Origin of the sequence: Natronomonas salinimetallica (assembly GCF_013839515.1) — an archaeon.
In the GTDB taxonomy this organism is placed as follows: Archaea; Halobacteriota; Halobacteria; order Halobacteriales; family Haloarculaceae; genus Natronomonas.
On the sequence record NZ_JACDNQ010000012.1, the window covers coordinates 1 to 15,101 of the forward strand.

Below are 15,101 nucleotides of genomic sequence, written 5' to 3' on the forward strand. Positions count from 1 at the left end.
GATTGACGGTACGTGAAACTCCTGTACTCACGCGGTTTCTTCCAGTTCAACGACCCTACGTCGTAGCCGTTGGCTTTGAGTTTCCCGAGGTTGTTGGTATTGTCCCAGATGCGCTCGACGGCTTTCTGTAACACGGTGGAGTAGACTTTGTTGAGGTTGGGCCACCAGTCTTTCAACGCGGGGAGTGTGTCGCGGATGCTCCAGACGCGCTGTCGGAGTGTCCCAGCGTCTTCGGGTATTTTGTTGAATTCGCGGAGAGCGTGGTTGTAGAGTTGTCGCACAGTATCGCGCTGCCAGTCCATCGCGTCGCGTTGCTCTTCGGTTGGAAAGAGTCGGAAGCGTGGACTGTACTTCATGCGATGTGTTCACTCCTACGGATCTCCGATAGTTAAGAATTCTGATTGAAAGCGTTTGTAACTCGTGCGGGCGCCGTATCCCCGCCCTACTCGCTCGGCTTCGCCTCGCTCCTTGAGGACGGGGGCTTAGCGCCCTCACTTTCAGCTAACCTCCCGGAGCGAGGACGAACTGGAGGCCGTCGCGTCGGCAGCGGACGGGGAGACACTCGTCGTTCCTGCCGACGTGACGGACGAGAGCGACGTCGAGGCGCTCGTCGAGTCGACGCTCGCGGCCTCCGGTGAGCTCACCGGCCTCGTCAACAACGCGGCGGTCGGGATGTTGAGCCTCTACGACGAGTTGCGGGAGGTCACGAAAATCGACGTCGAGGACTGGCGAGCGATCATGGACGTGAACGTCACAGGGGCCTTCCTCTGTGCGAAACACGCCGCCCGTCACATGGACTCGGGAAACATCGTCAACGTCTCCTCGGGACTCGGCCGTCGTGGATCGGCCGGATGGGGGCCGTACGTCGCCTCGAAGTGGGCTCTGGAGGGATTCTCCCGGACGCTCGCGCTCGAACTCGACCCCCGGATCAACGTCAACTGTCTCGACCCCGGCGGTCGCGTCGAGACCGGCTTTTGGGATCACCTCGACACCGAAGAGCGCGAATCGATTCTCGATCCGGACGTGATGGACGAAGCCGCCGTCTTGCTGGTCGAACAGGATCCGGGCGGCGTCACCGGCGAGTCGATGCCGGCCGACGAGTGGGAGTCGCGTCTCGGCTGATCAGGCCGGTTCGCTCTCGCCGCTTCTATTCCGGTCCCGCCCGTCCTCGCGGTCCCGATCGTCGCCGTCCGTGGCCGTCCGTTGATCCTCCCCCCCGCGTTCGCGCTCGGTTCGGTCCGCGGCGAGTTCCCGGTCGATATCGTCCTCGAACGCCGAGACCGATTCGACGGTCACCACGTTGCCGCCACCGGGGTCGACGACCATCGCTTCTTCGCCCTCGCCGATCTCGCCATCGAGCGCACGGGCCTGATAGTAGGGTTTGAAGCCGCCGCCGTCGAGTTTGATCTCACCGTCCCGGTCGGTGACGCGTTTTGTCACCCGGCCGGTCTTGCCGCGCAGGGACGTCGAATCGCTGGTCTGGCTCGATCCCTTACCGCCGTAGAAATCGAACTGCCGGTAGCCGTACAGCGCTGCCCCGCCCGCGACGAGGACGATGGCCGCCAACACGAGCGGCAACACCGCCGCCGGAAGAACGCTGCCGAGAAGGAGTCCTGCGAGCCCCGCCGCGAGCAGCGCAATCCCCACCACGATGAAGTGTGCGCCGGGGGCGAACGCCTCCATGATCATCAGTGCCGCCCCGAGGAGGACGAGGACGAACGGCACCGACAGCCCGAGCAGTTCTGCCATACCACACGGTAGGGCTGCCCGGTGGTTAACGCTTCGGACGGGGTGATTCCCTCGACGGGCGTGTCCTCGCTTCGCTCGTGGGCTGTTTCGCTCGTGGGCTGTTTCGCTCGTGGGCTGTTTCGCTCGTGGGCTGTTTCGTCCACTCCCGCTAGCCCACGAACAGCCGCGAAATAACCAACAGCGCGAGGGCGACCCCGAGGAGAACGAAGAGGACGTTTTCGACCGAGGGCGACCCCGGCTCGATCGGCTCCTCACGGCGTCGTTTGGCCTCTGCCGCCGCTTCGGCCTCGGCCTCCCGGTCTTCGAGGTCACCGAGCGTGAACTGCCACTCCTCGGACGGCTCGGAGCCGTCCTCGATCGGATCGTCCGAGGGGTCCCCGGCCTCGCGGTCGCTCATGTCCCGGCTATTCGCCACGCGCCGAAATGGCTGTCGGCGGCGATCACTGTATCTTCGTCCCCGGTGCCGAGTCGCCATGCGTCGTCAATAGATCCGCCTCCTCGCCCGCGGCGAGCAACATCCCGTTCGACTCGACGCCGAACAGTTCGCTCTTTTCGAGATTTGCGACGATCACGATCCGTGTACCCGGCAACGATTCGAGGTCGTGAAGCTGTTTGATCCCGGCGACGATCTGTCTCGTCTCGACGCCGACGTCGACCTCGAGTTTCGCGAGTTTGTCCGCGCCCTCGATCGACTCGGCACTCAGGACCTCCGCGACGCGGAGATCGAGATGCTTGAACTCCTCGAAGCCCACCCGGTCGTCGGTGATCGGTTCGATGTCGGGGACGTCGGCCCCGTCCTTGGAGCCGTCCGTTTCGCCGTTGGGGCCGTCCGTTTCGCCGTTGGGGCCGTCCGTTTCGCCGTTGGGGCCGTCCGTTTCGCCGTTGGGGCCGTCTTCCCCGTCGCCACCGGCGGCCTCGACACGCTCCGCCAGTTGCCGGTTGAGCTCGTCCACACGGTCGTCCTCGATCTTCTCGAAGAGCTCCTCGGGCTCGCCGAACTCGTCCGGCGGGCTCGAAAGCGCCGCTTCGAGGCCGACGTCGCCGACCGATCCCGGCTCGCCGAGCTGCGTCCAGAGCGCGTCGGCTTTCCCCGGCAATACCGGCTCCATCAGCACCGCGATCGCCTTCGATAGCTGGACACAGTCGCGGATGACCTGGGCCGCCTTCTCCGGGTCGTCGTCGGTGAGCTTCCAGGGCTCGTGGCGCTGGATGTACTCGTTGCCGAACTTCGCGAGCTCGACGGGCGCTCGACCGAGCCCCCGCACGCGGTAGGCATCGACCGCCTCCTGAAACGCCTCGATCGCCGCCTCGATTTCGCCCTCGACGGTCTCGCTCGTGCCCGTCTCGGGGGTACCATCGTAGTTGCGCTCGGCGAACAGAAGCGACCGGTACAGGAAGTTCCCGAGCGTGCCGACCAGTTCGTTGTTGACGCGCTCTTGGAGGCCGTCCCACGAGAAGTCGACGTCGGCGGTGAACTCGCTGCCGGTGACGATGTGGTACCGATAGAGGTCGGGATCCAGCCCCGATTCGACGTAGTCGTCGGCCCAGACCGCTCGGTTCCGGGAGGTCGAAAAGGCCTCCCCGTCGAGATTGACGAACCCACACGCCATCACGGCTCGAGGCTCGTTGAAGCCCGCACCGCGTAACATCGCGGGCCAAAACACCGTGTGGTGTTGGATGATGTCGTGGCCGATGACGTGGAGTATCTCGCCGCCTTCGGGCACCTCCGAGTCCGGATCGGAGTGGTCCTTCCAGACGGCCTCCCAATCGTACTCGTCGGACCCGACCCGTTCGGAGTACTGCTTCGTCGAGGAGACGTACTCGATCGGAGCGTCGACCCACACGTAGAGGACGAGGTCATCCCCGCCCTCGCCGGCCGCCGCCCCCTCACTGGGATAGTCGATCCCCCAGTCCATATCGCGGGTAATACACAGGTCCTGCAGTTCCCCTTCGATCCACTCGCGGGGCTGATTCTTGGCGTTGTCGGTGCCCTCGAGCCGGTCGATGAACCCCTGGAGGTACTCCTGGAGGTCCGACAGCCGGAGGAACTTGTGTGGCCGGGTGCGGTACTCCGCGGGGTTGCCGGTGATCGTCGAGACGGGGGCTTCGATCTCACCGGGTTCGAGGTGTCGCTGACAGCCATCGTCGCACTCGTCGCCGCGAGCCGTCTCCCCGCAGTAGGGACAGGTCCCTTCGACGAACCGATCCGGGAGGGGCTGGTCGGTCTCCGCGTCCCAGGCGACTTCGATCTCCTTTTCGAAGACGTGGTCGTTGTCGATCCACGACCGGACGAACGACCGGGTCATCTCCGTGTTCGTCGCGTCGTGGGTGTGGCCGTAGTTGTCGAACTCGACGTTGAACTTCGGGAACGTCTCCTCGTACTGCTCGTGGTATTCCAGCGCGAACGTCTCGGGATCGACCCCCTCCTCGGCGGCGTTGACCGCGATCGGCGTCCCGTGCATGTCCGATCCGCAGACGAACGCGACTGACTGGCCGAGGCGCTCGAGCGCCCGCGAGTAGGCGTCGCCGCTGACGTACGTCCGAAGGTGGCCGACGTGGAGGTCGCCGTTGGCGTAGGGCAACCCGCAGGTGACCACCGCCGGCGAATCCGTCGGAAACTCCTCGTGCATACACGGTACCCCGGGCTAAGGTGGTAAAACACTCCCGCTCTCGGATCGCCGACGGAGCCCCTGTCGGCCCGGACGAGCCACCGGTGGACACCGGCTTCGGCCGGATGTCCGCCGGTATCCGACGACACCGATCCACTCAGTGAGCGAGTCGGTCGACGTCCCCGAGGAACTCGGACAGCATCGACCGGGTCACGTGTGGCATACAGACGACGCGCGCCTCGCCGGCTTCCGTACGCGAGAGCCGCCACCCGAGATCCCGGAGGGCATCGATCAGCCGGGGGGAGACGTCGATCGTTACGATCGGCAACGCCGGCTCGACGACGTCGAAGCCGCGGGCGCCGAGTTCCGCGGCGAGCCAGTCGGCGTTCGAACGGGCCCGTCGGTACTGTCGTTCGTAGCCGTCGCGCCAGAGCTCGTCCATGACCGCCGCCGCGCTCGCGACGCCGGCTCCGCTTCGGGTTCCCGTCAGCGTCATCTGGGACGTCGACTCCAGATACGGCGTGTCGATCGCGAGCTCGTCGAGCAACTCGGGGCCGCGGGCGAGAAGACCACCCGCCGGGACTGCGGCCCGACCCATCTTGTGCGGGTCGATCGTCATCGTATGGATATCGGCGTCGGAGAAGTCCCAGGCGTGTTGGGTAAACGGGAGGACGAACCCGCCCCAGGCGGCGTCGATGTGACACAGCGCCCCGACGTCCCTCGCCATGTCTGCGAGCGCGGGAATCGGGTCGACGCGGCCGTATTCGGTCGTGCCCGCGACGCCGACGACACAGACCGTATCCGAGTCGATCAACTCGGCGACGGCATCGAGGTTCGCCCGGTAGTCCGAAAGCGGCGCAGTCCGGAGTTCGACGCCGAGGACGTCCGCCGCTTTGCGGAACGAGAAGTGAGCGGACTCCGGGGCGACGAAGTTCGGCGTCCGCGTCTCGGCACGGTTGCGGGCCAGTCGGATTGCCTGAACGTTCGACTCCGTCCCGCCCGAGGCGATGTAGCCGGCCGCATCGGAGAGCCCCGCGACCGTCCCGAGCCGGTCGACGGCCTCCCGTTCGAGCTTCGAGACCGTCTCGTAGGTGCCGGGGTCGCCCGGGTTACTCGCCAGAAACCGTTCGGCCGCCTCGCGGGCCGCCGGATGCGGTTCGGTACACATCGACGACAGTACTCGGGAGAAATCCTGCGGTTCGGCCCGCTGCATACTGCCTCTCAGCGGGCCGTCGGCTTTATTCGTTGCGTTTTCGAAAGTCGGCTACCGGATCGAATCGAGCAGCAGCTTCTGTTCTTTGCGTTTGACCTCGTGTTGGACGTCCCGGACCGCGTCGATGTTCGCCGAGATCGACGAAACCCCCTCGTTGACGAGGAACCGGACCATCTCCGGTTTCGATCCGGCCTGCCCGCAGATGCTCGTGGCGACGTCGTGCTCGCGGCAGACCTCGATCGTATCGCCGATCAACCGCAGCACCGAGGGGTGCAGTTCGTCGAAGCGGTCGGCGACGTGCTCGTTGTTCCGGTCCACCGCGAGGGTATACTGGGTGAGGTCGTTCGTGCCGAAGGAGGCGAAGTCGATCCCGGCTTCGGCCATCTCCTCGATCGATAGCGCCGCCGCGGGGGTCTCGATCATCACGCCCCACGAACGCGTTTCGGGGTCGACGCCGGCTTCCGCCATCAGGGTCCGGGCGCGGACGACATCCTCGGCGTCGTTGACCAGCGGAAACATCACCTCCACGTTGTCGTAGCCCATCTCGAAGAGCCGTCGGAACGCCTCGAGTTCGTATTTGAACAGCTCCGGCCGGTCGAGGCTCCGTCGGATGCCCCGGTAGCCGAGCATCGGATTGTGCTCGTGGGGTTCGTCCTCGCCGCCCTCCATCTGTCGGAACTCGTCGGTCGGCGCATCGAGCGTCCGAACCCGAACGGGGCGCGGATAGAACTCGTCGGCGACGCCGCGGACGCCGTCGACGATCTCCTCGACGTAGGCGTCCTCGCCGTGATCGTCGATGTAGCGCTCGGGCGTCTTGTTCGTCGAGAGGATCATGTGTTCCATCCGGAGCAGGCCGACGCCGTCGGCTCCGGTGGCCGCGGCACGCTCGCCCGCCTCCGGGATCGAGACGTTTACTTTGACCTCCGTCGCCGTCATCGGCTTCACCGGGTTCTCGGGTCTGACCTCCTCGACGGCGTCGGTCTGTTCGTCGGGGGCGGCCGTCCCCTCGGTGACGCTACCCTTTTCGCCGTCGATAGTGACGACCCGGCCGTCCTCGAGTTGGTCGGTCGCCGTTCCAGCGCCGACGACAGCCGGCGCACCGAGTTCGCGGGCGACGATCGCGGCGTGACTCGTCATCCCTCCCTCGTCGGTGATGATTCCGCTCGCGCGTTTCATCGCCGGAACCATATCGGGCGTCGTCATCTCGGTCACGATGATGTCACCCTCCCCCACCTTATCGAGCTGATCGAGTTTTCCGACGGTCCGGGCAGGGCCGGAGGCGACCCCCGGGGAGGCCCCGAGCCCCTGCAGGATGAGGTCCCCGTCGCCCTCCCCTCCGGCCGCCTCGGCCGCCGAATCCTCGGAGATGGTCGTGATCGGTCGCGACTGCAACATGAATACCTCGTCGTCGACGATCGCCCACTCGACGTCTTGGGGTTCGTCGTAGTGGGCTTCGGCCCGTTCGCCGAGCTCCGTGAGCCGGCCGAGTTCGTCGTCGTCGAGCACTCGCGCGTTTCGCTTGTCCTCGGGCACCGCCCGTTCGACGGTCTCTCCGGTCTCCTCGTCTCTCTGCATCATCACCTTCTTGTCCGCGACCGTCGCTTCGAGGATCTCCTCGGCCTCGCGGTCGATGACGTAGTTGTCCGGCGAGACGGACCCGGAGACGACCGCTTCGCCGAGCCCCCAGGCGGCTTCGACGATGATCTTCGGCTCGCCGCTCGAGGGGTGAGAGGTGAACATCACGCCCGATTTGTCCGCGGCGACCATCAACTGGACGACGACGGCGATGTCGACGATGTCGTGATCGAACCCCTGTTCGTTTCGGTAGTAGATGGCCCGCTGGGTGAAAAGCGACGCCCAGCAGTGTTTGATACGGTCGATGAGCCCATCGCGGGTGATATTGAGATAGGTGTCTTGTTGACCGGCAAACGAGGCGCTCGGCAGATCTTCGGCCGTAGCCGACGAGCGGACCGCGACGAACGCCTCGCCGTCGTCGAGGTCGTCGTAGGCCGCGAGGATGTCCTCGCGGACGTCTTCGGGCATTTCGGTCCCGAGGATGAGCTCTTTCGCCCGCTCTTCGGCGGCGGAGAGCGCCTCGGAGTCGTCAGAGTCGACGTCTACGGCGTCGAACAGTTCCTCGTCGATCCCCGTCCCCTCGATGAACGCGCGATACGTCCCCGCGGTGACGACGAAGCCGGGCGGAACCGGCAGTCCCGCGGCCGTCATCTCCCCGAGAGAGGCACCCTTTCCGCCGACCAACCCGATGTCGTCGGACCGAATCTCGTCCAGCCAGAGTACGGGTTTCTCGAGACTATTTGTCCCGTCTGCTGTCATTGCTCGACGATTCAGCGGCCCCCAACTTAGACCATTCGTTCGCGGTCCGCTCAGAACGGCCCGGAGCCATTCCGGGCGAGGGAGCCACAGCACGCGTGTCCGCGGTCTCACGGATCGGAGTATCCGCTTCGACCGCCGGCAAACGTCGAGGCCGGGTCCGGGAGGTCCTGGATCGAGCGGCTCGTCCACGTGTACGGGACGTACGGTTCGTCCTCCACGTCGAGCCAGGTCTTGTGCCGCCGGGTGTGGTTGTCCCACATCGGACGACAGCCGGTGTCGAATCGGTTGTTCAGGGAGCGTTGTGCCTGTTCGCTGAGTTCGAAACTGAAATCCTCGGAGAGGTCCCAGAAGTCGCGGAAGAACTCTGAGAACGGTTCGCTCATCCGCATGCTGCTCTCGTAGGTCTTTTTGACGTCATCGATGAGGTCTTTCCCGCTTCGGATACGGTCGCGTTGCTCTTCGCACCACTCCGAGACCGGCTGGGCGTTCTCGGCGCGCTCCCGCATTCGCTCCTGTCGGAGCCGTTCTGTCGCCGCTTCGTCGAGTTCCCACTCGCCTTGCACCGCGGAGTTGTGTTTTGCCTCGTCGTCGACTTTTTCGACGACGACGGCGTAGGCGTCCTTGGCGTGTCGGGGGAGGACGTATCCATCGTGGATGTCCTCGACGACCTTCTCGGGTTCCCGTTCCATCGGGTCGCCGAGGCCCGAACCACCGCGGAGGTAGTTCAGGTACATGTCGTAGTCGTCGAACTCCTTGGGAGTGCTGATGCCCTCCGGTCGGCGGGTGACCTCGCCGTCGATTTTGGACTCGAAGTCGCCGCTTTCGGGGTCGAGATCGGACTGGGGGTAGTCCTCGCCGTTCTCGAAGCGCTCCTCGAGGTCGGTGTCCTGAGCGTTGAGGATGTATCCCGAGGCGGCGGGGTAGCCGCCGAAGAGGCCGCCGTCGCTCGACATGTAGCCGTTGCCCATCTCGTAGAGCAGCCACCGGCTCACGTCCTTGACCGTCCGCATCGACTCGAAGCCCGCGCCGCCGGCACGACGACCAGCACCGCCGGTGTTGGGCTTGACGGTCCGGCCGAGGAACGGCAGCGGCTCGACTCGCTCCCACGCCTCGATGTCGCCCATGTCGCCCTCGGGATTCCAGATCGCCGCCGCGTGCGGTTCCCCGTCCTCGACGTACCGGGCCCCGACACCCTCGCATGCTGCCTCGAAGGAGTTGACGGCGTGGAGTTTGTCGAACTGGTCGATCCCGCCGCCCTGCAGCCAGTTCGAGGTGTTCGCGTTGCCCGCGTTGATCTCCTCCCAGAACCCCCGGGCATAATATCCCCTGGAGAGGTGCTGCCACAGCGGTGCCCACGCGGAGACGAGAAAGTGCCACGCGTAGGCGTGTGCCGTCTCCGTGTTCTGGGTGTTCGCCCAGGATCCGACCGGCAGGTGGAAATCGCACGCGTAGTACGCGCCGTCGTTGACCAGTTCGTTCGGCAGGACGGTCTGGGTGAGCATCACCCAGATTCCGCCCTGAATGGCGGCCGGCGTACAGTTGTACGGATGCCAGCCCCACTTGTTCGCGCCCTCGAAGGACACCTGAAAGGAACCATCCGACCGGATGTGTAACTCGGATGGGGCGTGCATGATGTGGTTCTCGTCGGCGTAGTCTCGCGTGACGTTGCCCTGTCCCTCGTAGAGGGCGTCGACGAACGAGGCACCGCGGTACGTCCCCGGCAACATCGTCTTTTGGATCCGGCTCCGGAAGCCCCGGCGGCTGTCTTCGATCGCTTCCCGAGAGAGCTGTTTGAACGTCTCCACGCCGATTCGGGAGATCATCCCCTTGACCGAGTTCCGGATCATCAAACAGCCCGTTATACGGGTCCGTTCGTCGAGTTTCAGGAAGCTCGGTGTCCGCGTTTTCGCCGGATACTCCTTTTTCCAGGAGTTGTATAGTTCCAGGTCCTCCCCGATCTTTCGGGCGGTGTAGTAGGCCCCGTCGCCGAAACGCGAGGCTTGGGAGACGCTCATGCTTCCGGGGGCGACCGCTCCGGTATCGATGACGTGGTTGACGCCGCCGGCCCACGCGACGAGCTCCCCCTCGTGGAAGATCGGGATGAGCGTCATCAGGTCACACGGATGGACGTCGCCGACGTGTGGATCGTTGTTGACGAAGATGTCACCGGGCTCGATCTTGGGGCTCTCCTCGTAATCGTGATTGATCATGAACTTGATCGCCTCGCTCATCGTGTGGATGTGGACGATGATACCGGTGGAGACGGCGATCGAATCACCCTCTGGGGTGAACAGCCCATAACATAACTCGCCCTCCTGTTCGACGATCGGCGTCGCGGAGACCTCCTTTGAGGTCTCCCGGGCCGAAACGAGATCGGCGCGGAGACGCGAGTACAGTTGCTCGTATCGGATCGGATCCTCGGCTTTCAACGACAGTTCCGAAATTCCCGCGTATCGATCGGTCGCCTCCGTTTTGTCCTCCAGTTCGGCCAACTGCTCACGGAGGGTCTTCCCGTTCCAGCCGATTCCTCGGTTTTGTCGCCGGTTTTTCCGCACGACGTCCTTTTCGTACGCGATGTCCCTCCTGCGACCGTCGGCTTCGTTTTGATCAGTCTGATTCATGATTGCGGTCCGTTCAGTTGACGTGGCCTGCCGCCACCGGAGATCCGACCAGCGGGCTCAACATTCCGACGCATATTCGAGCTCCTCCAGGACGATAGCATGGTCGCCGACGACGAAATCACCGGAGATTCGGTCGTGAAGCAGGATCGACTCCGTCAGATCGTCGATGCGGGCTTTGCCGCTCATCGTTCTGTCCGAGATCCCGATACAGATCCGGTCCGCACCGACCTCCACCGCGAACTCGACCAGCTCGGAGACGTCGTATCCATCGGGAAGACAGTCGATGCGGTACTCGACTCCGTATTCGATCATGGGGTTCGTTTCCTGAATGAGCGGGCCGAGACAGCGGACGGTCGGCAGCCGCAGAAAGTAGATCATTTCGTCGGGATCGACGACGGAGCCGAGAACCTCCCGAACCGTTGGAGCCTGATCGACCGACTTGATGAGGATGATGGTCGTCATTCTTGTGGCCCGAAGAGTAACGCACAGAGGTTGTGTTCGACCCGGCGAAGGCGTACGCTGAGCGTCGATCGGCTGACGTCGAGTTCGTCGGCGATCTCCTCCGCAGTCACCTCCTGTGGAACTTTAAAATATCCCATCCGATATGCGGTTTCCAGTACCTCTAGTTGTCCGTCGGACAGCTTGCCCGACATACTCTGTTTGATCTTGTTGCCCCCGAGTGGGAACCCGACGCTCTCGGTTTGGGTTGTTCCGACCAACTCGAGGGATCCGTGTTCATCCTCTATGGTCCCGGCGACTTCCTTGAGATGGTTCCAGTCCCGTACCGACGCGGCCACATCGAGACGTGAATCTTGGCCGACGATCCGGTGGGGAATCGCCCGGTTTTCGGTCAACAACGAAAGGACGGACGCGTCCGAAAGATCGGTCAGTATACTGATGTAGTACGTGTGTGGGTTCACCTCCGCCTCCGACATATCCACGATCCGTACGTCCGGTAACTGGCTGGAAATGGACTCCTCGGAGGTATCGTCGTCGAACCGTACCGTCAAAGAGAGAAAGACCGAACCACCCGTAACCGGCAGCGCGTTGTCGATCTCCATGCTCACGACCTGATCGTCGATGGCGAACAGCTTCGCGGCGATCCCTGCCGAACGTATCTGGAATTCGATTCTAAGCATCCATTCGATCCGTTATACCGCCGTCGAAACCTGATATCGTCCTTGGCTTCCCACTCCGACCACTCTCTCGGGGAAGCCCGTTCGGACCGTTCGCTCTCTCCGTCCACGTACCGTGTCGGATAGTACCAGTATTCCAGTCGTGTCTCGTATTTAACTTTTGGCCCAAATCGAACATATTGGCTCTGTGCTTATATACCATGACCGGTTCCCTCCGGCATTAGCGATCGAGCGCCACGTCGGTCTCCCGCTCGACGAGTTCGATGCGTACGCCGTTGGCCCCCGCCCGATCGAGAAACGCGACGTTTGCACCCCCGGCACCGGACCGCGGTTCGTCGTCGGCGAACGCGACCCCGCTGCGGCGCAACGTCGCAAGCGCGGTCTCGATGTCGTCTACACGGAACGCGACGTGGTGTAACAGCGCTGTACCGTCTGCCCCCTCGAGATCGGCCGCGATATCTCCACCGCGATCGACCGGCTCGACGAGTTCGACGAGGCTCTCTCCGACCCTGATAAACGCGATCTCGACGCCGAACTCCGGGACCCGCTCGATGGATCCGACTCCGAGACCGAGGTGTTCGAACAGCGCCGTGTTGGCGGCGATGTCGTCGACCAGGATACCGACGTGATCGATCTTCGAGAGCATCGCTTAGCTGATCTCCCTCGATTCGGTTTCCCAGTACGGCTCACGGAGCCGCTTTTTGTCGAGTTTCCCGTACGGGGTGGTCGGCAGTTCCTCGACGACGTCGATGGATTTCGGAACCTCGTACGCGGCGAGTCGGTCCGCACAGAACGACCGGACGTCGGTACGGTTGACGGTGTCACCTTCGGGGACGATAACCGCTTTCACCGCCTCGCCCCACTCGCCGTCCGGCACGCCGATGACGGCGACGTTTGCGACCTGCTCGTGTGTCTGAGCGACCTCCTCGACGGTGACGGAGTAGACGTTCATGCCGCCGCTGATGATGACGTCCGAATCGCGGTCGACGATGTAGAGATAGCCGTCCGCATCCATCTTGCCGATGTCGCCGGTGTGGATCCACCCGTCATCCATCGTCTCCGCGGTCCGTTCAGGCATCTCGTAGTACCCCTCCATGGAGTAGGCAGCGCGTGCCATGATCTCGCCCGGCTGGCCGGGGGGAACCTGTGCTCCGCTGTCGTCGACGACTTTCACCTCACACATCGTAGTCGGGAGACCACACGACGACAGCCGTTCCTCGTCGTCGGGGTCGTGTGCGGCCTTCGGTAAGACGGTGATGAGATCCGGCGTTTCGTACTGCCCGTACAACTGCACGAAGACGTGCCCGAGTTCGTCGAGACCGTCACGTAGCCGGTCCGGCTTCATCGGTGCTGCACCGTAGACGAGCGTCTCGAGCGTCGACGTGTCGTATTCCCCCTCTTCGAGCAGGTCGAGGACGCGATAGACCATCGTCGGGACCATGAACGTCCAGGAGATCCCCTCCCGTTCGACGAGAGTGAGCGCACGCTCGGCGTCGAACCCCTGTGTGATCACGTGGGTACTCCCTTGAGTCAATCCACCCGCCATGATGAGGCCCGCCGAGTGAGGCAGCGGCGTCATCAACAGGAGCCGGTCCCGCGGTTTGATGTCGAGTTCGATGGCGTGTGCGAGCGCGTTCAGCGTGAGGTTCTCCTGGCTGTGTTTGACCCCCTTCGGATCGCCGGTCGTCCCGCCCGTATGAAAGATACCGGCGAGAGTAGCCCCCGAGACGGGGACGTCCGGGGCGACCGGATCGCCCGTTTCAAGCAGCTGCTCGAACGGTTCGACGTCGTAATCGCCCTCGAGGTCGAGATCGGGCGGCGCATCGACCGTGATGATCCGATCTAACGTCGACACGTTCGGGGCGACCGATCGGAGCGTCTCGGTAAACGCCGCCCCCACGACGAGGGTACTGGCGTCGCTGTTGTTCAACATGTACTCGATATCCGCTGCCGACAGCATATCGTTCAGCGGTACCTTTGCGAGACCCGCACGGGCCAGCGCGACGTCGACGACGGCGTACTCGGGGCGATTCGACAGCAAAATCCCCACGCGCTCTTCGGTCCGGAGGCCACGATCGACGAGCGCGCTGGCGAGGCGCGAGGAGTCGTCGTCGAGGTCGCCGTAGGTCAGCACCTCGTCCCCGAAGACGACGGCAGGCACGGCCTCATAACGGCGGAGAACTGACTCGTAGAGACGTTTCAGCGTCGGTATACTCTGTTCTGACATGGGTTGTGTAATCGGCTGAAGAACGAAACGTGGTCTCTCGGGGCCTTACGCCGACTGCGTATCCGGCGTCGGGATCGGCTCGTCGATCCAGTCCCCGTAGAAGGTCTCGATGTCCGGTTCGAACTCGTGGATGATCGGGTATCCCGGCATGACGTTAGTCACTTCGAGCAGCGTCTTACAGCCCGGACAGAAGTACTCCCGAAGCTCCATGTAATCCGGGTGAGGATGCATGTCCTCCGGATAGATCTCGAGATACTCCTGTTCCGTATCCCGGACGTTGATCAGCGCGTCGTGCTTCCAGTTCTCGTCGTGTTCACAGAACTCGTGGCCGCAGTCGCATTTGATCACCCACCGGTCTTCCGACTTCGCAACGACGTACAGGTGGTCCGCGTACGGGATGACGATCGGATCGTCCCAGTCGACCCGGTCCTGAAGGACGTCACGGACCTTCTTGAACCGGTCCGCGTCCTTGAAATCGCTCATCATGTTGTGCAACTCGCTCCACTCCAGGTTGTCGTCAACCAGGTCTTCGATTATTTCACGTGGGTATGATTCTGGCATTTGTATTCACCTCTGTATTAGTCGTCGTCCGCTGCTTTTTCCATCGATGCCGTCTCGAAGGACGCATCGGGGCCCGATAGATCCTGGATCGACCGCTCCTTGTTCCAGGTATAGGGCACCTCCGGCTCGTCGTCCCGGCCGACGCCGAGCCATGTCTCGTGGCTCTTCGTTGGGTTCTTCCATTTCCTTTTCATCCCGGTCTTGAACCGGTTTTCGAGGGACTTTTCGGCGTCCTCACCCAGCGAGAACCGGAAGTCCTCCGGCAGATCCCAGAACTCGTGATAGAACTCGGTGAACTGCTTGCTCATCCGCATGCTGCTCTCGTAGGTCTTTTTGACGTCCTCGATGAGATCCTCGTCGTCGCGGATCCGCAGGCGTTCGTTCTCGTACCACTCCGAGACCGGCTGGGCCCTCTGTTCGCGTTCGTCCATCCGCTCTTCGCGGAGTTCCTCGGTCGCTTCCTCGTCGAGTTCCCACTCGCCTTGCACCGCGGAGTTGTGTTTTGCCTCGTCGTCGACTTTGTTGACGACGACGGCGTAGGCGTCCTTGGCGTGGCGGGGGAGGACGTATCCATCGTGGATGTCCTCGACGACCTTCTCGGGTTCCCGCTCCATCGGGTCGCCGAGGCCCGAACCACCGCGGAGGTAGTTC

General features: G+C 63.5%; 12 protein-coding genes and 2 pseudogenes. 1 reads left to right on the forward strand and 13 read right to left on the reverse strand.

The features are described 5' to 3' along the window. Positions 1-356: helix-turn-helix domain-containing protein (locus HZR14_RS10190; protein ID WP_181692766.1), on the reverse strand; the 356-nt coding region annotated here is incomplete at its 3' end. A gap of 157 nt (positions 357-513) precedes the next feature. Here HZR14_RS10190 and HZR14_RS10195 point away from each other — a divergent pair. After that, a pseudogene (locus HZR14_RS10195) lies at positions 514-1,122 on the forward strand (SDR family NAD(P)-dependent oxidoreductase); the annotation flags it as partial. On the opposite strand, the gene HZR14_RS10200 reads toward HZR14_RS10195, so the two are convergent. The 12 genes and pseudogenes from HZR14_RS10200 to HZR14_RS10255 form a co-directional block, all read right to left on the reverse strand. Next, entirely contained in the window at positions 1,123-1,749 is a 627-nt protein-coding gene (locus HZR14_RS10200; RefSeq protein ID WP_181692767.1) for an NfeD family protein, read from the reverse strand. A 148-nt stretch (positions 1,750-1,897) separates the two neighbouring features. Further along, the gene (locus tag HZR14_RS10205) at positions 1,898-2,146 is read right to left on the reverse strand and encodes a DUF7312 domain-containing protein (RefSeq protein ID WP_220132535.1); all 249 of its coding nucleotides are present in this window, start codon (positions 2,144-2,146) and stop codon (positions 1,898-1,900) included. Between the two features lie 43 nt (positions 2,147-2,189). Continuing rightward, positions 2,190-4,379 (reverse strand): methionine--tRNA ligase, encoded by a 2,190-nt coding sequence (metG, locus tag HZR14_RS10210; RefSeq protein ID WP_181692768.1) that lies wholly within the window; start codon positions 4,377-4,379, stop codon positions 2,190-2,192. Between the two features lie 136 nt (positions 4,380-4,515). Then, on the reverse strand, positions 4,516-5,571 hold the full coding sequence (gene mfnA, locus HZR14_RS10215; RefSeq protein WP_181692769.1) for a tyrosine decarboxylase MfnA: 1,056 nt from the start codon (positions 5,569-5,571) through the stop codon (positions 4,516-4,518). 51 nt (positions 5,572-5,622) lie between these two features. Next, complete coding sequence (ppsA, locus tag HZR14_RS10220) at positions 5,623-7,905, reverse strand: pyruvate, water dikinase (protein WP_181692770.1); 2,283 nt, start codon at positions 7,903-7,905, stop codon at positions 5,623-5,625. 107 nt (positions 7,906-8,012) lie between these two features. Further along, positions 8,013-10,526 carry a hydantoinase B/oxoprolinase family protein gene (locus HZR14_RS10225; protein ID WP_181692771.1) on the reverse strand — a complete coding sequence of 838 codons (2,514 nt, stop codon included), beginning with the start codon at positions 10,524-10,526 and terminating at the stop codon, positions 8,013-8,015. 57 nt (positions 10,527-10,583) lie between these two features. Continuing rightward, complete coding sequence (locus HZR14_RS10230; protein WP_181692772.1) at positions 10,584-10,988, reverse strand: hypothetical protein; 405 nt, start codon at positions 10,986-10,988, stop codon at positions 10,584-10,586. Next, positions 10,985-11,665 (reverse strand): helix-turn-helix domain-containing protein, encoded by a 681-nt coding sequence (locus HZR14_RS10235; protein ID WP_181692773.1) that lies wholly within the window; start codon positions 11,663-11,665, stop codon positions 10,985-10,987. The genes HZR14_RS10230 and HZR14_RS10235 overlap by 4 nt, the downstream gene beginning before the upstream one ends. Positions 11,666-11,882: 217 nt before the next feature. After that, positions 11,883-12,308 (reverse strand): VOC family protein, encoded by a 426-nt coding sequence (locus HZR14_RS10240; protein WP_181692774.1) that lies wholly within the window; start codon positions 12,306-12,308, stop codon positions 11,883-11,885. Between the two features lie 3 nt (positions 12,309-12,311). After that, positions 12,312-13,889 (reverse strand): AMP-binding protein, encoded by a 1,578-nt coding sequence (locus HZR14_RS10245; protein WP_181692775.1) that lies wholly within the window; start codon positions 13,887-13,889, stop codon positions 12,312-12,314. Positions 13,890-13,934: 45 nt separating this feature from the next. Further along, positions 13,935-14,450 carry an acetone carboxylase subunit gamma gene (locus HZR14_RS10250; RefSeq protein ID WP_181692776.1) on the reverse strand — a complete coding sequence of 172 codons (516 nt, stop codon included), beginning with the start codon at positions 14,448-14,450 and terminating at the stop codon, positions 13,935-13,937. Positions 14,451-14,467: 17 nt separating this feature from the next. Beyond that, positions 14,468-15,101, reverse strand: a pseudogene (locus tag HZR14_RS10255) (hydantoinase B/oxoprolinase family protein); the annotation flags it as partial.